The sequence below is a fragment of the Heliomarina baculiformis genome (genome assembly GCF_019966545.1).
In the GTDB taxonomy this organism is placed as follows: Bacteria; Pseudomonadota; Alphaproteobacteria; order Rhodobacterales; family Rhodobacteraceae; genus Heliomarina; species Heliomarina baculiformis.
This window is the reverse complement of sequence record NZ_JAIMIC010000002.1, coordinates 188,525-210,142: the sequence shown is the minus strand read 5'-3', so window position 1 is coordinate 210,142 and position 21,618 is coordinate 188,525. Positions and strand designations below refer to the sequence as shown.

Below are 21,618 nucleotides of genomic sequence, written 5' to 3'. Positions count from 1 at the left end.
TCACGCGACGCCCAGCGCCGCACGGGTATCCTGCGTCCAGCCAAGGTACATGGTTTCGCCATCCACGATCAACGGTCGCTTCATCAGGGACGGGTGCGCCTCAAGCAGCTCAAGCTGCGGGCGCGCACGCTCTGAATCGTGAAGATTTCGCCATGTGGTCGAGCGTGTATTGACGAGGCTGTCGCCGAATTCCGCCAAGGCCTGCGAAAGAACCTCAGCGGGAATACCGTCGGAGCGTACATCCAAAAGTTGTGCATCTGGCAATGATTTCAACGCCTTGCGACAAGTATCGCAGTTCTTCAGTCCAAACACCAACATAGTTCGCCCCTTCAATTTCGCGCAAATAACCGGCAATTTAACCCACCGCACCCCGTTTTTCTTGATTTTTACAAATCACATGAGATGCTGACACTGGCCTTAACAAACAGTTGACGTCTGATCGGGCCATTAAAGATTCTGCGCAATTGACGCGCGGAACGCAAGCAAAGGGAGACGCGGAAACATGCCAAGTGGCACCGTGAAGTGGTTTAATACGACCAAGGGTTATGGCTTTATTGCGCCAGACGAAGGCGGCAAGGATGTGTTCGTGCATATCTCTGCCGTGGAAAGATCCGGCCTGACGGGGTTGGCTGATAACCAAAAAGTTGATTATCAATTGCAGGACGGACGCGATGGCCGACAAATGGCTGCAGATTTGAAACTCAAATAATTACCGTTTTTCCGCCTACTAGCGGAACCAAGCCTTTGAGCCTCGCTTCGCCCGGTCCAGGGCGGGCAACTTTCACCCCCGCTGCTCGGACGCATTCCCGAGATAATCTGTCAAGAAATACCTCGGCAGAAATCCCCCGTGCACGTCAAAGCCACCTCTCCGGGCTTAATTGCAGTGTTTCGCATTCTAATTAACCAGCCAACGCAAAATTAATTAACTCCGCAATTACCTGGTTATTTGAAATACCGAACAGCAATTCGAAATCTTCCCATCTCGCAATTCGCCCGATTGCCATTCCAACAGATCAAACATTCTCGGCAGAGGCAACATCGCGACGTATCAATTCCCGCAATGTGAATTTAGAAGGCGAAACAGCCAATTCCCGCCGCGACAATTCCAGCCAGTGGTTTTCTTCAAAAGCCGGAAAGAATGCATCCGCGTCCTTTACCGTCATATCCACCTCGGTGATCATCAACCTGTGCGCGAATGGAAACAGCGCCCGGTAGATCCGCTCGCCGCCAATTCCGTAAATACGCCCATAACCCGCCGCCTGGCTCGCCCGCACTGCATCGGCCACATCCCCGAACACATGCTCTGCAACCGACCCATCGCGCGAGATCACGCAATTCATCCTGTTTTTCAGTGGCTTGACCGGCAGACTCTCCCATGTGCAACGGCCCATGATGATGGCGCCTCCGCTGGTCTCGCGCTGAAACATCTTAAGGTCTTCGGGGCAGTGCCAGGGAATATCGTTATCTTTTCCAATGGCCCCATTGGCCGCGCGGGCGACAATCAATGTAATCATCGTCAGACCGCAACCGGCGCCTTGATACCCGGCTGAGGATTGTAATCGACGAATTCGAAATCCTCGTATTTGAAATCGAACAAAGAGGTAACATCCCGCGTCAGACGCAGTGTAGGCAACGCGGATGGCTTTCGCGAAAGTTGTGTCTGCACCTGATCGAGATGATTCAAGTAAATATGTGCATCGCCAATCGAATGTATGAAATCGCCGGGCTCATATCCGGTAACCTTGGCCAGCATCACCTGCAAAAGCGCATATGAGGCAATGTTGAACGGCACCCCCAGAAACATATCAGCGGACCGCTGATATAGTTGCAGATGCAGCTTCCCGTCCGCAACCCGAACCTGCCAGAGCGTATGGCAGGGCGGCAGGGCCATTTCGTCGATCTCGCCGGGATTCCAGGCCGAGACAATCAGACGGCGGCTGTCGGGCGTTTTCCGGATCGCCTCGACAAGCTTGGCGATCTGGTCGACCTCGCCGATCTGGAGCCGCGCTTCGCCATTGCTGTCGATCTCTTTGCGGATGGTCGGGAAATGCCGCCACTGATGGCCGTAAACCGGCCCCAGATCGCCATTTTTATCCGCCCATTCGTCCCAGATCGAAACACCGTTTTCCTTCAGGTACCCGATGTTCGTGTCACCCGAGAGGAACCAGAGCAGTTCATGCACGATCGATCGCAGGTGCAGCTTCTTGGTTGTGACCAGCGGGAACCCGTCCGACAAAGGATAGCGGCACTGCATCCCGAAATAGGAAATCGTCCCGGTGCCGGTGCGGTCGGTCGACCGGTTTCCCTTGCTCAGAACGGTCTCGAGCGCATCGAGATATTGGCGCATGTGATTTCCTCTGTCTCGGTCGCGGCCTGAACGGATTCGATCCGGCCTTCAATTTCGCTGCCAGATAAACAGGATTCCACCGGATCGCAAAGCCTGAGCTTTACGCGCAAATCCGCGCCACCATACTGTATGTGTCCGCATACCCCACCAGACCCACAAGATAAAGGTAACTTATCGGCCACGCCACGGGGTTTCGAATCGCAACGACGTTGACTTTTGCACCGCCTCGCCCGACTCTGACCGAAAAACCTGATTAACAATGGTTGAGGCAGATGAAACGGTATTGGCTTGGGCTCGCAGCAGCGACCATGTTGTCCGCGTGCGGTAGCGGCGGCGGCAACCCCTTCATCGAGGATACGGACACGGACGATCCAGAAACGGGCGTCCCCGCCGAAGTTGCGCAGGATCTTCAGGGCATTTCCTACGATGCGGACGCACAGACATTGACCGTACGCGGCATCACCCTCGACAACGAGGAATTCGAGGCCGTCTACAGCAGGCGACCCGCGCTCGACCGGAACGGGTACGAGGCCTACACCACGCAGGACAGCTCCCTATCGCGGCACACAACCGCCTATGTGCGTGACATTGACGGCACCCGGGCCGCCGTGGTCACGACGGGCGGGCAGTTCGAATACTTCTTCGGCGGGGCCGTCTATGGCCGCGCCGGTGCCTATGATCCACCATCGGTGACCGGCAGCGGCGGGCTGGCAAGCTATGCCGGACGCTACGTCGGCTTACTGAACGGTCCCGGCGACGGCGGTGACCTGCTTCCTGTGACACCGGGCACGCCCACCTCGGTCAGGCCGGTTCAGGCAGGAGAAGTAACGGGCAAGGTTCTGGTGAATGCCGACTTCACCGATAACGCCGTGAACGGCATCATTTATGACCGAACCTACGTGGACGCCCCGGGAACGGAAATGGTCGATCTGGAACTCGCGCCGACGGCGATCAACCCGGCCTCGGGCACTTTTGCCGGCGACGTGTCGATCCAGCAGCAGGTGCGCGGAAGCTACGGCGGTATATTTGGCGGCGACGATGCGGCAACGATTGCAGGCGGTATCTATGTCGAAAACCACATCACCAGCGTCCAGAACGAAGTCGAATACGGCATCTTCGTCCTGCCGAAATGCGGCACACCCGGCGATGCACCGCTGTGTGACCAGCCCAATCCGTAAACGACTTGCCGGTGCCTGCCTCGCACTTGGCGTTTTTCTCGCCACGGGCATGACCCCGGCCCAGACGGCTGAAAATTCGGTTTCCCTGACCCTCCCGCAGGCGCGTCTTCTGGCGGGGCATGCGCTTGAAACAGGCCAGCCCGCGCTGGCCCTGCGCCTGTCTGCCGGACTTGTTAGGGCCAATCCAAAAGACCCCGTCGCCCATTACATGCAGGCGCTTGCCTACGCCGGGTTGAACCGCAACCGCGATGGCCGACGTGCTGCCGCCCGCGCCTATCGGCTGACCGACATCGGTTCCGACCGGATGCGCGCTGCCGAATTGGCCGCCAAGCTGTCCTATGCCGAAGGTCGTCCGACCCTCGCCCAGATCTGGCTGCGCCGCACCGCGATCCACGCCGAAAGCAAAGAAGTCTCGCAGCAGATCGCGCGCGACTATCGCATTCTGCGCCAGCGCAACCCGTGGAGCTTTTCCATTAACGCGGGTCTGCGCCCCTCGGACAATGTGAACAACGGCTCGTCCAGCCGGTACAACACCATCGATGGAGAGCCCGATTACGGCCTGCGCCCCGCCGATGCGGTGGCGCTTTCCGGAGTCATTGCAACGCTCGATACGATGCTGGGCTACCGGTTGCGCGGCGACCGGCAAAGCGCAACCTACCTTTTGGGACGTCTCTATATTTCGCGCGTCGCCCTGTCAGACAGCGCGGAGGCGCTCGCCCCCGGCGTCAGCGGTCGCAAATACGGCTCGACCTATGGCGAACTGACCCTGCGCCACGCCTTTGCCATCGGCGACCCGCGCGAGGGCAACTTCGCATCCGTTTCTGCAAGCCTTGGCGAAAGTCGCTTTGGCGGCGACCGGAATTTCTATTTCGCGCGTCTCTTCGGAGACCGGACATGGGCATTATCCGAAGCGTCTTCCCTGACCCTCGGCGTCCTTGCCGAAGATCGCTTCAAGGCGAAATCGAAAGCGAACGATGCGCGGGTCTACGGCCTCTCCGCTGTCTTTGATCACCGGTTGCAGGGCGGTAACCGGCTTGGCCTGTCCCTGTCGCTGCGCGATGTTTCGGCACAGGCGATGAACGGCACGTACAGCGGGGCCAGCCTGCGCGGCACGGTGACATTCGACAAGCGTCTGGGTCCGGCACGGGTCAGCGCGGGGCTTGCCCTTGGCGCGACCGACTATCCCCTGATCGCAGCCGGTCTCAACGCTTTCGGGCGGGTCGTGTTTGCGCCGCGCGATGACAAGACAATCGCCGGCGATCTGACCTTTTTCTTTGAAGAATACGACTACGCCGGTTTCGCCCCGACCCTCACGCTGCAGGCCAGCAAGACGGATTCGAATATCTCGATCTACTCCGCACGCGACTTTTCGCTGGCCCTCGGGATCAAATCCACCTTCTGAACAGAGTGCAAGTCTGGTTCTTCCGGCTCAGAACGCTAAAGTTCGCGGGAGCAAACGGAGAATACACATGCCGCTAACCTATCTGCACACAATGGTCCGCGTGAAGGACCTTGAGAAATCGATGGCGTTCTACGCGCTGCTGGGCCTGAAAGAAATCCGCCGCCACGAAAGCGAAGAAGGCCGGTTCACGCTGGTCTTCATGGCGCCCGAAGGACAAGAGGAATGCCCCGTGGAACTTACCTACAACTGGGATGGCGATGATGCGCTTCCCGATGACAGCCGTCATTTCGGCCATCTCGCCTACGGCGTTGACGATATCTATGCCACCTGCCAGCATCTGATGGACAATGGCGTAACGATCAACCGCCCGCCGCGCGATGGGCGCATGGCTTTTGTCCGCTCGCCCGACAATGTCTCGGTCGAATTGCTGCAAAACGGCGATTCCCGGGAACCAGCAGAACCCTGGGCTTCCATGAGCAATACCGGACACTGGTAATGTGGCGGCTGGCCTGCGTTTTCTCGCTGCTCTTGCCGCTTGCGGCGAAGGCACAGGATTGCAGGCTCGCCCTTGTCCTCGCGCTTGATGTCTCCTCTTCGGTCAATGCCGAAGAGGATGCGCTTCAGCGCAAGGGACTTGCCGCCGCGCTGCTTTCGCCCGAGGTGCAGCGCGCCTTTTTCGCGGTGGACGTGCCGGTGGCGCTGGCTGTTTTTGAGTGGAGCGGCCGGTACAATCAGGAACTGCTCCTCGACTGGCAGTTGATCGGTACTCGAGAGGATCTGTTGAATGCGGCCAGCATTATCGGCGTCTCCAACCGCAGTCACAGCGAATTCCCGACTGCGATGGGCTATGCGCTTGGCTATGGCGCGCGCCTGCTCAGCCGTGCCCCCGCCTGCCTGTTCCGCACCATCGATATCGCCGGAGACGGCATAAATAACGAAGGTTTCGGCCCCGAACAGGCCTATGCCCAGTTCCCCTTTGCCGATGTCACCGTCAACGGGCTTGTCGTGAACAACTCGGATTACGAAGCCGAACGCTCCTTGATCAGCTTTTACCGCAATTCGGTGATCTACGGCCCCGGCGCATTCCTGGAAATTGCCCAGAGCTTCGAGGATTACGAACGCGCGATGCGGCGCAAGCTGGAACGTGAACTGACGCCCCGCGCCGTCGGTTTCGATCGGCGCCCGCGCAACCGGGAACCGGGATAACCTTTCGCCTTCTTATTAAAGAGGACGCCCCCGAGGGGCCGCCCCCTGCTGCTCGAACCTAGTAGATATAGCGGATCTGGTCCGTCCAGTAGCGTTCGACCCGCTTAAGCGAGCTCGTGATTTCTTCGATACCACCGGGCCCGATGATGCCGCGTTCCTCAAGCCCCTCTGCATGGCGCAGGAACAGCCCCGACACGACATCGCGGATATTGCGCCCCTTTTCCGTCAGCCGCACCCGAACCGACCGGCGGTCGATCTCGCAGCGCTGGTGGTGCATGTAGCCCATGTCGACCAATTTCTTGAGGTTATAGCTTACGTTGCTGCCTTGGTAATAACCCCGGCTTTTCAACTCGCCCGCCGTGACCTCGTTGTCGCCGATATTAAACAGCAAAAGCGCCTGCACGGCATTGATTTCCAGAACACCAACACGTTCGAACTCGTCCTTGATAACGTCGAGCAGGAGACGATGAAGACGCTCGACCAATGCCAGCGCCTCAAGGTATCCGGCCATGAATCCTTTCGGATCCGACGGCATCAATTGCATCTCCATACTCATCAATCTCTCCGACTCGATCTGCTTCAACAGAAAGTGACCGGAAAAACCGAAGAATCGGTTAAGCTAATTTGATCTTATTTTTGAAATACTTGCGAGACATCATGGATCAATCCGGCGTAAGCCGTTGGCGGCGCGACCTGCCCGGTAACCCATTGGTAAAGGTCTTGATCGTTCTCGTGCAGCAACGCGTCATAGGTATCCAGCGCCGCCGGGCTCATCTTGGCAAGATTGGCATCGGCATAGGCGGTCAGGATCAGGTCCATTTCCTTGATCCCGCGCCGCATCGACCGCATCTTCAGCCGCTTGAGCCGGTCTTCGTGGCTTTCGTTCATACGGTCTCTTCCGCTTTCATCGCCTGCCGGATGCGCTTTTCCAGCCGTGCGGCCCGCTCGGAATTGGCCCGCATGGCGTTGCGGATTTCGCGCAGCTCCGCCGCATAGCCCGCAAGATCGCTCGCCGTATCCGCCGCATCGTCGGGCGCGCTCATGCCTTCGCCCTCGCCGGTCAGCAGCCATGTGATCGATACGTTCAAAAGCCCCGCCATCATCGACAGCTTGTTGGCGCGCGGTTCGGAAATGTCATCTTCCCAGCCTGTGAGCGTCGATTTTTTCACACCGAGGCACCGCGCGAGATGCGATTGGCTCATTCCCGCCGCTTCCCGGGCTGCGGCGACCCGGTCTCCGAAAGTTGCAGCATCGGGTCCGTACCAATCCGTCGTATCATCCATCATGTCGTGGCGCTCCGTCTTGAGTTGCATTCTTGAGTTGCGTCTTGATCAGATATGGTGCCCAGCATAAGACAGTCGAGCCGTAGATACAAACCCGAGGCCCAAATGTCCTTCCTTTCCGATACCCTGTCGCGCGTCAAACCGTCGCCCACCATCGCCGTCACCACCATGGCCAACGAGCTCAAGGCCGCCGGTCGCGACGTGATCGGCCTCGGCGCGGGCGAGCCGGATTTCGATACGCCCCAGAACATCAAGGACGCCGCCGTCGCGGCCATCGCAGCGGGCAAGACGAAATACACCGCGCCCGACGGGATCATCGAACTGAAACAGGCGATCTGCGCCAAGTTCGCTCGCGAAAACGGGCTGACCTACGAACCCAAGCAGATTTCAGTCGGCACCGGCGGCAAGCAGAACCTCTATAACGCGCTGACCGCCACGCTGAACCCCGGCGACGAGGTCATCATCCCCGCGCCCTACTGGGTTTCCTATCCGGACATGGTGCTTCTGGCGGGCGGCGAACCCGTCGCCGTCGAGGCCACGCTCGAGAACAAGTTCAAGATCACCGCCGAACAGCTCGAAGCGGCGATCACCCCCAAGACCAAGTGGTTCATCTTCAACTCGCCCTCGAACCCGACCGGCGCGGGCTATTCGCATGATGAACTAAAGGCGCTGACCGACGTGCTGATGAAGCACCCGCATGTCTGGATCATGTCCGACGATATGTACGAGCACCTCGCTTATGACGGCTTCGAATTCTGCACCCCGGCACAGGTAGAACCCGGTCTCTACGACCGCACGCTCACCTGCAACGGTGTCTCCAAGGCCTATGCCATGACCGGCTGGCGCATCGGTTACGCCGCTGGTCCCGAAAAGCTGATCGCCGCGATGCGCAAGGTGCAAAGCCAGTCGACCTCGAACCCCTGCACCATCAGCCAGTGGGCGGCGGTCGAGGCGCTCAACGGCACGCAGGATTTCCTTGCCACCAACAACGAGACCTTCAAACGCCGCCGCGATCTGGTGGTCGAGGCGCTGAGCGCCATCGACGGCATCACCTGCCCGGTTCCCGAAGGCGCCTTCTATGTCTACCCCTCGATCAAAGGCCTGATCGGCAAGACCACCGAAAAGGGCGTCAAGATCGAGAATGACGAGGATTTCGCCAAGGCCCTGCTCGAAGACACAGGCGTTGCCGTGGTATTTGGCGCGGCCTTCGGTCTCTCGCCCAATTTCCGGGTCAGCTACGCGACCTCGGACGAGAACCTGAAAGAAGCCTGCGCGCGTATCACCAAGTTCTGCGCGGGCCTCAGCTAAGATCCAATTTATTGCAGGTACTGACTACCTCGTGGCACCGATCCCGCATCGGTGCCACAGATTGTTTCCAGATTAAGCATTGCCTTGTAAAGAACCGTTTGCAACGGGCTGCCAAACGCATTTCGAACAACAAGGCGCTTATCATGAAATTCCTCTCTGCATTCAGTGCTTTCGCACTTGCTCTCGGGCTATCATCCACCGCCAGTGCGGCGGATCTTTCCGGCGCCGAAATGTCACTTACGGCCTATGCCGGCTTTGATATCTCGAACCCGACATTCAACGTCGGCCCCGGCGTCGAGACCACTGCGGTTTATTTAACTGACACCTTCACTTTTGACTTCACCGAGACCGGCTTGCTCATGGTCGGGTATGATGGCCCCTACCGGACTGCGTTCACCAGTGGTTTTGGTCAGTTTGTGTTCACTGATATTGGTGACACAATTGCTGACTTTTCCGCTTTCACGCTGTTGTCTTCCTCCACGGCAGATTTCACCCAGTCCAAGCTGAACTTTACGGCAGATACGCTCAGGGTTAATTTTACCGGCTTTTTCATGGAAACGGGCACCCTGTTTACGGCACAGATCGAAACCGCCGTTTCTGCCGTGCCGTTGCCAGCCACTTTGCCCGCGCTGCTTCTGGGCATTGGCGGTCTTGCAACGCTAAGACGCCGCCAGCGTCACGCGGTCTAGTCACAACCTGCCGGTTTCGCTATCAAGCTTTCGTCCCAACAAAGGCATAAGCCATGCCCAACCTGCCCGACTATTACTTTCGCGTCCGCGAAAACGGTGCCTTCGTGTTCCGTATCGATACCGAGAACCGTCAGCGCCGGATCGACATGGATCAGATCGCCGTGGTCAATATCCGCAATGGCGAAATCAAGCCGCATGGCAATCGGACCCTGTCCGACACCGATCTCGGGGAAATCAGGGCGTGGATGGCCGAACGCACGGCCCTGCTCGCCCGCCGCGATATCGACGATATCCACCGCACCATCGATCACATGAACCTGACCGCGCAATGGGCGCAGTCGCGTGCCAGCGACGACCAGCTCGAAGACATCACGGATGCGCTTCTGCTTGCCATGCACGACCTGCGCTCGGTTCTAGTGCGAAAAAAGGCCGACCGGCTCGACAAAAGCGAAAAAGCCGCCCGCAAGGATCAGGCGTAACCGACCTCGCCCAGCGATTTACCCCAGAACCGCAACATCAGCAAAAGCGCGGCCGAGGCGAGCCCCGCCGTCAGCCCCAGCCATACACCCACGCCGCCCCAGCCCAAGACAAAGCCCAGCAGGTAAGACACCGACAGGCCAACTGCCCAGTAGGACAGGATCGCGATCATCATCGGCACCGCCGTATCCTGCACGCCCCGCAGCAAGCCCAGCGCGATCACCTGCGCCCCGTCGACAAGCTGGAACAGTGCCGCAATCGCCAAAAGCTGCACGCCCACGATAAGGATGGCCGGCCGCGCTGGATCGTCCGGTTCGATGAACAGGCTGATCACAGGTTCCGGCACCACAAGAAAGGCGGTGACCGTGATAATGGCAATCCCTAGTGACAGCAGGAAAACGACCAGCGCCCCCCGGGCCATATGCCCGCGATCCCCCCGGCCATAGGCATTCCCGGCCCGGATCGTCGCCACGTTGGACAGGCCCAGATGCACCATGAACGCAGCCGCCGCGACGGTGATGACAATCCCATGCGCCGCAAGCGTCACCGTGCCAAGCCAGCCCATCATCACCGAGGACGCCGCGAACAGGCTGACCTCGCAGACCGTGGTCATGCCAATCGGCAGCCCCAGCCGGAACACCTGCCCGAACATCTCCCAGTCGGGCCGCCACAGCCGCTGAAACAGGTTGTGATCGGGCAGCGCCCGGATCGCGTAGAACACGATGGCGACCAGCGAAATGCTCTGCGTCAGAACCGAGGCAATCGCCGCCCCGCGCAGACCCAGTTCCGGCGCGCCAAGATTGCCAAAGATCAGGATGTAATTCGCCAGCGCATTGCTGATGGCCGCCAGAACCGTGATCCAAAGCACGATCCGCGTGCGCTCCAGCGCCGCGAGATAGGATTTGATCACCATCACCAAGAGCGCCGGGATCAGCCCAAAACCAGCGATCCGCAGGTACTCGCCCCCGGCTTCTGCCACTGCGGGTGTCTGCCCAAGCAGGCCCAGAAGGGTCTTCGCCTTCCACATGATCGGCATCACCAAAAGCGCAAAGCCAAGGCTCAGCCACAGCCCCATCCGGGTCGCCCGCCTCACCGAAACCTCGTCGTCGCGCGCGGCAGCCGCCGCCACCATCGGCATCACCGCAAGCGCGAATCCCGACCCGAGCATGAAAAAGACAAAGAAATAGCTGTGCGACAGGGTCACCGCGGCCAGCGCCTCGACCGAATACCAGCCCAGCATCACCGTATCCGTCAGCCCGATGGCATATTGCGCCAGATGCCCTCCGATAAGGGGCAGACCCAGAAACAGGATCGCCTTGGCATGGCCGCCATATGTCATGTGAACGCTCATAAATTGTGCAATATGTGTATTGCACGCCCCCCGCAAGAGGCCACGAACCGGGCCATCGAGATCCCGCTTCCGGCCCGCCAGCCCCCATAGAGGGCGTTCTAATATGTCGGAAAATCCCGCCTGTGGATAAGATTATTATGGTCACGTCACATTAACCATGTACGATGAACCCCCGAACTGAATGCACAAGACCGGAGACGACATGCGTACTGCCCTGACCTCTCTCGCCCTGACCGCCAGCCTCGCCGCCGGCACCGTCCACGCCGAGAACCGGATCGACCGGATTCGCCCCGACGCGCCCGAACTTGCCGCCTATGGCGCCATGCCCATCGGTGTGACAACCCTGGAATTCACCAATCCTGACCAGATCGACATCGTGAACACGTCCGAGGGCAGCGAGCCGACCTATGACCGTCCCGTGACGGTCGAGGTCTGGTACCCCGCCGAGGAAGGCACCGAGCCGGGCGGCACCTATCAGGCGATCCTGCGCGACGGCGTGACCGAGGTCACGCTCCATGGCCGCGCCGCCCGTGATGCCACCCCGGTCAGCGGCGAAACCTTCCCGCTTGTCGTGATCAGCCACGGCTATCCCGGCAACCGTTTCCTGATGTCGCACCTTGGCGAAAACCTCGCCTCCAAGGGCTATGTCGCGGTCTCCATCGACCACAAGGACAGCACCTATGACGATAAGGGCGCCTTTGGTTCGACCCTGCTGAACCGCCCCATCGACCAGAAGTTCGTAATCGACCAGATGGCCGCGCTCGACAGCCCCATCGGCGCGATCACCGATGCCGAAACCACCGGCGTCATCGGCTATTCGATGGGCGGCTACGGCGCGATGATATTTGGCGGCGCGGGCGTCACGCAGTCCAGCACCGAATACAGCTGGGGTACGCCGAACGGGCTGCTCTCGCGCCACCTCGCGGGGTCACAAACCCATGCCGACCTGATCGATCCACGCGTCAAGGCGACAATCGCCATCGGACCCTGGGGCATGAACACCGGCTTCTGGGATGCCGAAGGGCTCAAGGGCTTCGAGAAACCGCTCCTCCTGATGGCCGGCAGTGTCGATGACGTGTCCGTCTACCCGGCGATCCGCCAGATTTTCGAGGGCACCACCGGCACCACGCGTCACCTGCTGACCTTCATCGGCGCGAACCACAATGCCGCAGCACCAATGCCCGCCCCCGAGGAAAGCTGGGAATTCGACGAGGCGCTCGGTTTCGCCCCGTTCGAGCATTATGCAGACGCGGTCTGGGACACCAACCGCATGAACAACATCACCCAGCATTTCGCCACCGCCTTCATGGATCTCCACCTCAAGGAGGATCAGCAGATGGCCGAATATTTCGACCTCGTGGAACAGTCGGATGACGGTGTCGTCGCGCTGGACGACGCGGGCAAGCCAACCGACGATCACAGCCAGTGGAAGGGCTTTCCCGATCGCACCGCCAAGGGTCTGCGCTTCGAAACCCTGCCCGCCGGCGAGTGATCCCAGACAGGTGGCCTGCCTGGGCGGGCCACCTCTTTCCCTCACACCCAACCCACTCTAACCTGCCCCGACAAGGGAGAGAATTTTACATGCAATCGGAAACCGTCGAGCTTAATGGCCACCCGTTCTTTGTCCGCAGCTGGGGCGATCCGTCCCAGCCCAAGATGCTGTTCCTGCACGGTTTTCCGGAATATGGCGGCGCGTGGAGCGATCTTGCGCCCAAGCTTTCCGACCGTTTTCACGTGATCGCCCCTGACCAGCGCGGCTATGGCCAGAGCTGGGCACCGGAGGGTGTCGAGATGTACACCAGCTCGGCCCTGACCAAGGATATGGTCGCGCTGATCGACCATTACGGCAGCGGACCGGTCACCGTCTTTGGCCATGACTGGGGCGCAGCCGTCGCCTATGGGCTGGCGATGTTCTACCCCGATCACGTCTCGCGCCTGATCATCGCCAATGGCGTCCACCCGGTGCCCTTCCAGCGCGCGATGGCATCAGGCGGCGCGCAATCCGAGGCCTCGGCCTATATCGGCTATCTCCGCCGCCCGGATTCCCACATAAAGCTCGCCGAGAACAACTTCGAAAAGATGATGGATTTCTTCACCCGGCACATGGGTACCAATTGGGTCGATCCCGACCGGGCCGAGGAATACAAGACCGAATGGGCCCGCGACGGAAAGCTCGAAACCATGATCAATTGGTACCGCGCCTCGCCCCTGCGCCTCGCCAAACCGGGCGAGCCGATCACCGACCTGCCCGAGTTTCCCACCGACCGGCTCATGGTCCGCTGCCCCCACCTGCTGATCTGGGGCGAACAGGACGGCGCTCTCTTGCCGGCCGCGACCGAAGGCCTCGAGGATTTCGCCCCCGACCTCACCCGCAGGAACCTCCCCGACGCCGATCACTGGCTGATCCACACCCACGCGGAGGAGATCGCCGGGATCGTGAGGGAGTGGATGCCGGATTGAACATCGCGACCGGCGCGGCTGCTACCCTGTCATTTGCAAATCTGCGAAAGACATCGTACGTGATTCCAAGGTCGCAGATCGACTGTTTGCCATTCGCAAACGCCAGGCCCTAAACCCGCAGGTTTCAGCAAAGACCGGGCCGCCCCCCAGCCATGCTTCTTCAAGCACACGACGCTCAAAGCCAAAACAGCTTCAAATTCAGCCCCTGCCAAGCCGACGCGCTCGCACGATTTCGGGCAAGCCAATCAATAGAAGCGCCCCGGCCCCAATCGCGAAAAACCAGTTACCAACCGAGTTGAACACGATGGCCCCTAGGATGCCGCCAACTGCAAAGGCCGAAAGCGTGAGGGCGTGAAGTTTGAGCCGTGCGGCCGCTTCACGCCTGCCCTCGGCATTGCTGGAAAGCGACGCCAGTCCAATGCCGATATCGGTCGCCATGCCAGACACATGCGTCGTGCGCACCCGGGCCTCGGAGATCAGCGTCGTGACCGCGTTCTGAAACCCCATAACGAAACTTAGTGTAATGGTCATGAGAGCAGCTGACACCCCGCCAGATGCGACCGCCAGTCCGGCAGAGAGCACAATCAATAGACATGCCTCCACGACGATCGCCCATGCGAATGCGCCGTGAACCCGCCTTGCTTGTTCGTGATAGATCAAGGCCGCAGCGGAATAAGCCCCCAGGACAAACGCGACAACCAACGGCACCAGCCAAAGCGCCAAGGCGTATTCACCGGTTACCAGATAATCCGCAAAGGCAGACACGTTACCGGTCATATTCGCGGTGAACACACCCGCCGCAAGAAATCCAGCCGCGTTCAGAGCCCCGGCAATCGTCGCAAGCATACCGGCAAGCGCCAGGTTAATTCGTTCTGTGCGCTCCTGCCCGACGTGTATCAGCATATTTATACTTGGATTATGTGAATTCCCGCGCAGGTTATGGTGTCGGCCTGGAATTGTCAGCCCGCGAAACCATCATCGCGGGGACAGCCGTCAATCCCATCCCGGGCAGCGAAGCTTTCCGCTTAAACCGAGCAGCTTGCGCCCCCGAAAGACGGCACCTATGCCTCCACGGGAACCGACGCCCGCACCGCCCGAGCATTCAGCTCCTCATACAGCGCCTGCGCTTCGGCCAGCAGCTCGGACGAATAAACAGAGCTATCCCCCAAATCCGCACCGGGCCGGAAATACTTCGTAAAATCCACGCCCCCGTGATCCAGACCGATCCGGTCGCAAAGCGCGTCCATCGTGCCCTGCGGATTGGATCGCAGGTCGTCCTGCGCCACGAGGTGACACCCCTCCCCGTTCTGCCGGATCTCCCGAAAGGCCGCGATCCAGTAGGCCAGCCAATAATCGGGAGACGTTGGCTCGCGCCCCCCCGGCGCGAACCCCTCAAAAGCAATCGGACGCATCAGTTCACCAAATTCGAGATGCCCGATGTCATTCATGTAGCGCCGCGAAAACGGGTCCTCCGCGTGGCGGGTCAGGAAATTCTCGTGCTGCCGGAGGAGCGAGGCCGCATGGGTCACAGGATGTCGCAGCGGCACGATCACCTCTGCCCCCGGAAACATCTCGGGGATCACCGTCAGCCGCGCGATATTGGCGTTGTTTTTCGACACGTAATGCACATCTCCGCCCGCCGCCTTGTCGCCCTTGCGCAGCAGGATGATCTTGGACATGTGCCGCCGCATCACGTCACGCGCTTTTTCTTTGATATCCCCCGGACGCCAAAGCGCGATCTTGTTCCCATTGTATTTCTCGGGCCAGTAGAGCCGCCAGAGCACCTCGTCAAAGGCTTCGGGGCTCTCAAGATCAATCTCCATCCCGTCCCCATGCGCCCGCTCGCGCCGGGCGACCGAACGGTTCCCGCCAAGTTTGCTCCACAAGAGCGGCGCGGTCAAAAACGGCATATCCGCATAGCGATGCGTGGCCACGTTCGGCAGATCGTGCAGCGCGTTCAGCAGGGCAGTCGTCCCGCCCCGCGCCAGCGAAGTGATGAATATCGGCCCCGCCGGTTTCACCCCCGCCACCTTACTGGAAAACAAGCTGTCATCGCTCGCCGCCAGCCGCCGCATCAAACCCGGCGAGGCAAAGGCAAGCGTATGCACCATCTGGTCGCCCGCGCTATAGCCTTCGCTCGGCTCGGCCTCTTTCTTGCCGCCCAGCAGTCGCGACAGGATCGACCCGACCGCAATCGCCACGACCGAAACGATGACGATGAACTCCCAGCTCAGCATCATGTCCATCGACGCCTCAAGCGGCACCAGCCCCAGCCAGTCGGCCAGATAGATCGGCACCGCCGCCGCCAGCAGCGACAGGATCAGCCGCAGCGCCAGACCACCAGTCTTTTTGATCAGGTCCAGCCCGGTGCGCCGGATACTGGCTTCTTTCTCGTCATCCGACAGGGCCGGGTCGAACATGGCCGCGATCCCGGCAGAGATCGCCGCAAAGACGCCCTGCGATGATGCGACAAGACGCGTTTTCCATATGCCGAGGCCAAATCCGACCACGGCAACAAGGCAGACAAGTACAGGACCGATCAAGTTCAGCTATCGCGGCTGGGTACTGTCGGCGTGTCAGACTTGCGCGATTTCATCATCCGCTTGACCGGATACCAGACGAACCCGACCACCAGCAGCACAACGCCCACGGCCAGCGCGATGGTCAGGGCAATGGCACCCAGACCGGCACCCGGTCCGATATAGGCATGGGCGGGGCCAGCCGCGTTCAGAATGCTCAGAGCAAGAGCAAAGGTCATTAATTTCCGTTGCATGTCAGTTCAGCCTCTCTGAAAAAATTTTCGTCAAGTTCTGGGGGTAGTACTTCGGCCCAGTAAATCCGAAGCAGTCCTTCTTCGGTCTGGTTCTCGTAACGCCAGGCTAATTTCCTGTCGGGGGTATATTCCACCAATCGGCCATCATCCGAAACGACGATCAGCGTATTGCCATTTGGCAGAGGCTGATGGACGCTCATGATCTGGCTGAAAAATTCCGTTTCCGGGTCGGCGCCGTCGATGACCACGCGCCGCTCTCCGGTCACCGCGTTGAACTCGATGATACGGCTGCCCGTGGCCGGCTCCTGCGCATCCATGCTGAAGGTCCGGTTGTCGAACACCGAAATCCAGTCGCCTTCGACGAAATCGGGATCGTGCTGGCGCATCACTTGGCCGACATTCACGTATTTCAATGCCAGCGTGTCCGGGTCCATCACGAAGATCCCCGAGATATTGCGCAGCGAGAACATGACATCGCCGGTCTCGAATATCTCCGATTCCATGTCTTCGGGAAAGGTATCTATGTCGTTCAGATGCAACGTATCACCCCAGACCCCGTCGCCGGGATTAGCCCTGTCCGATACGTATAGCAGGCCTTCGTAATCGCTGTTCAACAACACGTCGATCACCGGGATCGTGCGCAGGATCTCGCCGTCCATGCTGATGTTCTGCATGGTCCAGTCGCGCAGGTTCGCCGCGTGCATCGGATAGGGCAGAACACCTTCCTGCGGCCGCCGTTCGGCCGAGGCCCAGATCGTCCCGTCCGGCGCGTAATTGACCGAATGGTGCCCGAGATTGTCGAGCTTCCACATCAGGTTGCCGCAGACATCCAACCGGAACGTGCTGTAATGCTCGAAATTCGCAACCAGCGATCCGTCCGGGAGGATCATCACCCCGTGCAGATAGATGCTGTCGGCGGGCCGGGGCGAGAAATCACCCTCGTCCCCGGGCCAAATTTCCGACCAGTTCGGCTTCCATGAATGGATCACGCGACCCTCGCGGTCCATCACCTTCACCTCGGTATGGCGGGTCTTATAATCCCCCGCGACCGCAACCAGGCCCGGCGCGACCTGATCCGGCAGCGGAAAATCGATCGGGGTCTCCGAAGGCGCACGTGTCGATTGCAGCAGCTTGTCGCTCGGCGCGAGCACTTCCTTCACCGTGATGATCCCGCGCAGCATCAGCGGCCAGGGTTGCAGGTTCATCCGGATCGCGAGGATTCCGTAGCAGAACGAACCAAACAGCAGGAGAAACCCCGCGATGGTTAGGAAAATTATCTTTGACCAGTCTCGTTTTTGCGGCGACGATCCTTGGGTAGTCTTATTCATTCAATCCTCGCAACAAACTCGAACATTCTGCAACAGAGGTGAAAAATTTTATTCAATCACCTTTACGGTGACTCGTCAGACAGCTTCTTTCCAGAAAAAAATGGCCTGACAGATAGATTTGACCCTGATCCGCAGGTTTCGACAATTTCCATAGCATCCGCGCGGACCTTTCTCTCTCCGCAACCTGCAGCTGTCACGCCGAAGGCTCCCGGCTGTTCTGCAATAGGATGCGATGGCGGGGATTTTTGACCGACCTGCCCGGGATATGGCCGGAACAAGCGGGGCGAACCCGCCCGCGATTCGGCCCATCATTGGGCTATCCTCCCGGTGACTGCCGCCGCTCAACAGCCACCCAATGGCACCCTCCGGTCACATGGATCAAATTCTCTGAATCTCGAACGGGCCGATCCCGGATTCGCCTTCCCCCACCCTTCCGGCTCTGACATACTGCCGCCCAACCAACAAAAGAGCAGCCGCATGAATGATCTCCTCTCCGGGGCCGAGCCCACCGAGTACGACGCCTCTTCCATCGAAGTTCTCGAAGGTCTCGAACCGGTCCGCAAACGCCCGGGCATGTATATCGGGGGTACCGATGAACGAGCGCTACACCATCTTGTGGCCGAGGTGCTCGATAACTCCATGGACGAGGCCGTCGCCGGACATGCCAACCGGATCGAGGTCGAACTGCACAGCGATTATTCGGTCACCATCCGCGACAACGGTCGCGGCATCCCGATCGACCCGCACCCCAAGTTCCCCGGCAAATCCGCGCTCGAGGTGATCCTCTGCACGCTCCACGCGGGCGGCAAGTTTTCCGGCAAGGCGTACGAGACCTCCGGCGGTCTGCACGGGGTCGGCGCGTCGGTTGTGAACGCGCTCAGCGATTCGATGGTGGTGCAGGTCGCCCGCGACCGGCAGCTTTACGAACAGCGCTTCTCGCGCGGCATCCCCCTTGGCCCGGTCGAACAGGTCGGCGCAGCGCCCAACCGGCGCGGCACCACCGTCACCTTCCACGCGGACGAAGAAATTTTCGGCTCGCATCGCTTCAAGCCCGCGCGGCTTTTCAAATCGATCCGCTCAAAGGCCTATCTGTTTTCAGGCGTCGAAATCCGCTGGAAGACCGCCATCGACGACGGTGAAACCCCGACCGAGGCAACTTTCCACTTCCCCGGCGGCCTCGCGGACTACCTGACCGAAACGCTGGGCAGCTCTTCCACCTATGCCGAACGTCCCTTTGCCGGCACCGTCGACTTCAAGGAAAAGTTCAACACGCCGGGCAAGGTCGAATGGGCGATCAACTGGACACCCTCGCGCGACGGCTTCATCCAGTCCTACTGTAACACCGTCCCCACGCCCGAGGGCGGCACCCATGAGGCCGGCTTCTGGGCCGCCATCCTAAAGGGCATCCGCGCCTATGGCGAGCTGATCTCGAACCGCAAGGCCGCCTCGATCACCCGCGAAGACCTCGTGACAGGGGGCTGCGCGCTGGTCTCCTGTTTCATCCGAGAACCGGAATTCGTCGGCCAGACCAAGGACCGCCTCGCCACGACCGAGGCGCAGCGCCTTGTCGAGAACTCCGTGCGCGACCATTTCGACAACTGGCTCGCCGCCGACACCAAATCCGCGGGCGCGATCCTCGACTTCCTCGTTCTGCGTGCCGAGGAACGCCTGCGCCGCCGTCAGGAAAAGGAAACCGCTCGCAAGACCGCGACCAAGAAGCTGCGCCTGCCCGGCAAGCTGGTCGACTGCTCCGCCACCGCCCGCGACGGCACCGAACTGTTCATCGTCGAGGGCGACTCGGCGGGCGGCTCCGCCAAGATGGCCCGCGACCGCAAGACACAAGCCCTGCTGCCCCTGCGCGGCAAGATCCTCAACGTGCTTGGCGCTGCCTCGTCGAAACTCGGCTCCAACGCCGAGATTTCCGATCTGTCACAAGCCCTTGGCGTCGGGCTTGGCACGCGTTTCAACCTTGACGACCTGCGCTATGACAAGATCATCATCATGACCGACGCCGATGTCGACGGCGCGCATATTGCCTCACTGCTGATGACCTTCTTCTTTACACAGATGCGCCCGATGATCGACGCAGGCCACCTCTACCTCGCCTGCCCGCCGCTTTTCCGCCTGACCCAGGGCGCCAAGCGGGTCTATTGCATCGACGAGGCCGAGAAAGAGGCATGGCTCGAAAAAGGCCTCGGCGGCAAAGGCAAGATCGACGTCTCCCGCTTCAAGGGTCTTGGCGAAATGGACGCCAAGGACCTCAAGGAAACCACGATGGACCCGAACTCCCGCAAGCTGATCCGCGTGACCATCGACGAAGACGAACCCGGCGAAACCGGAGACCTCGTCGAACGGCTCATGGGCAAAAAGCCGGAATTACGCTTTCAGTATATTCAGGAGAACGCGAAGTTCGTTGAGGAGTTGGATGTCTAATCAATTCTCGGCACCAGTACTTCAACGCGCGGACGGCACTGTCGAAGAACTGATCAGAATACCCATCGGGACCAGCGGCACATACGCTGAACGCGATCTGCAGGACCATCTCTTTAACCATCCCTCGCTGCTTCCGGTCGAGGAAATCGACACCCGTTTCATGGGACTGATCCCGATCTGCACGGAACTCAGGCTGCGAGCGGGTTTCATGGACATACTCTATGCAACGCCTGACGGGCAGCTGGTCTGCGTAGAGACAAAACTCTGGCGCAATCCCGAAGCCCGTCGCGAAGTCGTGGGACAGATCCTCGATTACGCGTCAGAACTCAGCACATGGTCGATTGAGAATCTGCAAAACGCTGTCTTCAATCGCACCGGCAGGAGGTTCATCGATATCGTCGCCGATGGCCGTGTTCTGGACGAGGCAAACTTTCTCGACTCCATATCGAGAAGCCTGCGCGACGGTCGTTTTCTTTTGCTTATTTGCGGTGACGGCATAAGGGAAGGAACCGAGGCGATTTCCCGGTTCCTCACCAAGTTCAGCGGCAACGCCTTCACCTTTGGTCTCGTTGAACTTGCTGTTTTTGAATCGACGAGCGGTGACCGGCTCTACCAGCCAAGAGTACTCGGAAAAACGCGTATCATTCCGTGGGAAGATAAACAGACGGCAGAAGACGACACTGCCGCAATCGTCCCGCCCAAGGAAAGCCGCGACAATACAGAGCGCCAGATGGACGCAGACCGCTGGTTGGCGTTTTGGCAAGAGCTTGGTGAGGCTCTTACATTTTCCGACGCAAACCACGTCACTTTCAAGCCGGAAAAACGCTTTCGGGCGGCGGCGAACTGGGCGGGGAAATCGGGCTACATGCTGCTGTACTTTGACAGATCAGCCAATACCATTGGGATCGGCATAAGCCTCGACGCTGGCACGGGCCGCGAGATATTCGACCGGCTGCATGACGAAAAAGAAGCGTTTGAGGACCAGATAGAGCAAGAGCTTATCTGGAAAATCCGGCCGAACGGGCGCTCGCTGATCGGCACGGCGATCCCGTATCTTTCGCCATGGAATTCGGACGAAAGAACGATCGCTCAGGAATGGTTTGCCAGAACGCTCGTAGCTTTTGACGCCGTATTCCGCCCTCGATTGGAAGAACTGGAAGTCGAATTCGGATCAAACGACTAATCCTGACCTCCTGACCTCCTGACAAACAATCAAAGGGCAGTCCCCGGCCGCGGGTGGAGGCAAAGCCCCCGCCCAGGGGGGCGGTCGGGGGCTGCCCGGCCTGCGTCCGGGCGGGACATTGCCACTAACCGAGAAACAAAATCAAACGATCCTCGGGGAATGCCTTCCACGCGGCCCTCACGCAAACGTATACCATTTGT

23 protein-coding genes are annotated in these 21,618 nt (G+C 59.8%); 12 read left to right on the top strand and 11 right to left on the bottom strand.

Annotated elements, in window-relative coordinates:
* Entirely contained in the window at window positions 1-318 is a 318-nt protein-coding gene (locus MF268_RS04615; RefSeq protein ID WP_238369736.1) for an arsenate reductase family protein, read from the bottom strand.
* Between the two features lie 184 nt (window positions 319-502).
* Between MF268_RS04615 and MF268_RS04610 the strand changes: the two genes are divergently transcribed.
* A complete protein-coding gene (locus tag MF268_RS04610; protein ID WP_088633831.1) occupies window positions 503-709 on the top strand; it encodes a cold-shock protein in 207 nt (68 codons plus the stop codon).
* A 304-nt stretch (window positions 710-1,013) separates the two neighbouring features.
* Here the strand turns inward: MF268_RS04610 and MF268_RS04605 are convergent, their stop codons facing one another.
* On the bottom strand, window positions 1,014-1,514 hold the full coding sequence (locus MF268_RS04605; protein ID WP_238369735.1) for a dihydrofolate reductase: 501 nt from the start codon (window positions 1,512-1,514) through the stop codon (window positions 1,014-1,016).
* A gap of 2 nt (window positions 1,515-1,516) precedes the next feature.
* The gene (locus MF268_RS04600; protein WP_238369734.1) at window positions 1,517-2,347 is read right to left on the bottom strand and encodes a thymidylate synthase; all 831 of its coding nucleotides are present in this window, start codon (window positions 2,345-2,347) and stop codon (window positions 1,517-1,519) included.
* Between the two features lie 272 nt (window positions 2,348-2,619).
* Between MF268_RS04600 and MF268_RS04595 the strand changes: the two genes are divergently transcribed.
* The 4 genes from MF268_RS04595 to MF268_RS04580 all read left to right on the top strand — a co-directional run bounded on the left by MF268_RS04595 (window position 2,620) and on the right by MF268_RS04580 (window position 6,133).
* On the top strand, window positions 2,620-3,525 hold the full coding sequence (locus tag MF268_RS04595) for a thymidylate synthase (protein WP_238369733.1): 906 nt from the start codon (window positions 2,620-2,622) through the stop codon (window positions 3,523-3,525).
* Window positions 3,506-4,927 (top strand): porin family protein, encoded by a 1,422-nt coding sequence (locus MF268_RS04590; protein WP_238369732.1) that lies wholly within the window; start codon window positions 3,506-3,508, stop codon window positions 4,925-4,927. Before MF268_RS04595 ends, MF268_RS04590 begins: the two co-directional genes overlap by 20 nt.
* Window positions 4,928-4,994: 67 nt before the next feature.
* Window positions 4,995-5,423, top strand: a complete 429-nt coding sequence (locus MF268_RS04585; protein WP_088633836.1) for a VOC family protein — start codon at window positions 4,995-4,997, stop codon at window positions 5,421-5,423.
* A complete protein-coding gene (locus MF268_RS04580; RefSeq protein WP_238369731.1) occupies window positions 5,423-6,133 on the top strand; it encodes a DUF1194 domain-containing protein in 711 nt (236 codons plus the stop codon). The genes MF268_RS04585 and MF268_RS04580 overlap by 1 nt, the downstream gene beginning before the upstream one ends.
* Window positions 6,134-6,191: 58 nt before the next feature.
* On the opposite strand, the gene MF268_RS04575 is transcribed toward MF268_RS04580, so the two are convergent.
* The 3 genes from MF268_RS04575 to MF268_RS04565 form a co-directional block, all read right to left on the bottom strand.
* Window positions 6,192-6,689: a MarR family winged helix-turn-helix transcriptional regulator gene (locus MF268_RS04575; RefSeq protein ID WP_369824798.1), complete on the bottom strand. Its 498-nt coding sequence runs from the start codon at window positions 6,687-6,689 to the stop codon at window positions 6,192-6,194.
* 74 nt (window positions 6,690-6,763) lie between these two features.
* Window positions 6,764-7,021 (bottom strand): FAD assembly factor SdhE, encoded by a 258-nt coding sequence (locus tag MF268_RS04570; RefSeq protein WP_238369730.1) that lies wholly within the window; start codon window positions 7,019-7,021, stop codon window positions 6,764-6,766.
* Window positions 7,018-7,419, bottom strand: a complete 402-nt coding sequence (locus tag MF268_RS04565) for a helix-turn-helix domain-containing protein (protein WP_238370198.1) — start codon at window positions 7,417-7,419, stop codon at window positions 7,018-7,020. Before MF268_RS04565 ends, MF268_RS04570 begins: the two co-directional genes overlap by 4 nt.
* A 102-nt stretch (window positions 7,420-7,521) precedes the next feature.
* Here MF268_RS04565 and MF268_RS04560 point away from each other — a divergent pair, with 102 nt between their 5' ends.
* The 3 genes from MF268_RS04560 to MF268_RS04550 all read left to right on the top strand — a co-directional run bounded on the left by MF268_RS04560 (window position 7,522) and on the right by MF268_RS04550 (window position 9,892).
* On the top strand, window positions 7,522-8,724 hold the full coding sequence (locus tag MF268_RS04560) for a pyridoxal phosphate-dependent aminotransferase (RefSeq protein ID WP_238369729.1): 1,203 nt from the start codon (window positions 7,522-7,524) through the stop codon (window positions 8,722-8,724).
* A 143-nt stretch (window positions 8,725-8,867) separates the two neighbouring features.
* Window positions 8,868-9,413, top strand: coding sequence for a PEP-CTERM sorting domain-containing protein (locus tag MF268_RS04555; RefSeq protein ID WP_238369728.1), 546 nt, complete (start codon window positions 8,868-8,870; stop codon window positions 9,411-9,413).
* A gap of 53 nt (window positions 9,414-9,466) precedes the next feature.
* Window positions 9,467-9,892, top strand: coding sequence for a hypothetical protein (locus MF268_RS04550; RefSeq protein ID WP_238369727.1), 426 nt, complete (start codon window positions 9,467-9,469; stop codon window positions 9,890-9,892).
* On the opposite strand, the gene MF268_RS04545 is transcribed toward MF268_RS04550, so the two are convergent.
* Entirely contained in the window at window positions 9,883-11,229 is a 1,347-nt protein-coding gene (locus MF268_RS04545; RefSeq protein WP_238369726.1) for an MATE family efflux transporter, read from the bottom strand. The genes MF268_RS04550 and MF268_RS04545 overlap by 10 nt on opposite strands.
* Before the next feature lie 214 nt (window positions 11,230-11,443).
* On the opposite strand from MF268_RS04545, the gene MF268_RS04540 reads away from it, so the two are divergent.
* Entirely contained in the window at window positions 11,444-12,733 is a 1,290-nt protein-coding gene (locus tag MF268_RS04540) for an alpha/beta hydrolase family protein (RefSeq protein WP_238369725.1), read from the top strand.
* 89 nt (window positions 12,734-12,822) lie between these two features.
* Window positions 12,823-13,701 (top strand): alpha/beta fold hydrolase, encoded by an 879-nt coding sequence (locus MF268_RS04535; protein ID WP_238369724.1) that lies wholly within the window; start codon window positions 12,823-12,825, stop codon window positions 13,699-13,701.
* 198 nt (window positions 13,702-13,899) lie between these two features.
* Here MF268_RS04535 and MF268_RS04530 read toward each other — a convergent pair whose 3' ends face one another.
* From MF268_RS04530 to MF268_RS04515, 4 genes are all read right to left on the bottom strand, one after another.
* Entirely contained in the window at window positions 13,900-14,604 is a 705-nt protein-coding gene (locus tag MF268_RS04530; RefSeq protein WP_238369723.1) for a YoaK family protein, read from the bottom strand.
* A gap of 158 nt (window positions 14,605-14,762) precedes the next feature.
* Entirely contained in the window at window positions 14,763-16,244 is a 1,482-nt protein-coding gene (locus MF268_RS04525) for a sulfotransferase (protein WP_238369722.1), read from the bottom strand.
* Window positions 16,245-16,246: 2 nt separating this feature from the next.
* Window positions 16,247-16,459: a hypothetical protein gene (locus tag MF268_RS04520; protein ID WP_238369721.1), complete on the bottom strand. Its 213-nt coding sequence runs from the start codon at window positions 16,457-16,459 to the stop codon at window positions 16,247-16,249.
* Window positions 16,459-17,802: an arylsulfotransferase family protein gene (locus MF268_RS04515; protein WP_238369720.1), complete on the bottom strand. Its 1,344-nt coding sequence runs from the start codon at window positions 17,800-17,802 to the stop codon at window positions 16,459-16,461. The genes MF268_RS04520 and MF268_RS04515 overlap by 1 nt, the downstream gene beginning before the upstream one ends.
* 477 nt (window positions 17,803-18,279) lie before the next feature.
* On the opposite strand from MF268_RS04515, the gene parE reads away from it, so the two are divergent.
* On the top strand, window positions 18,280-20,235 hold the full coding sequence (parE, locus tag MF268_RS04510; RefSeq protein ID WP_238369719.1) for a DNA topoisomerase IV subunit B: 1,956 nt from the start codon (window positions 18,280-18,282) through the stop codon (window positions 20,233-20,235).
* Complete coding sequence (locus MF268_RS04505; protein ID WP_238369718.1) at window positions 20,228-21,418, top strand: DUF4268 domain-containing protein; 1,191 nt, start codon at window positions 20,228-20,230, stop codon at window positions 21,416-21,418. Before parE ends, MF268_RS04505 begins: the two co-directional genes overlap by 8 nt.
* The last annotated feature ends 200 nt before the right edge of the window (window positions 21,419-21,618 follow it).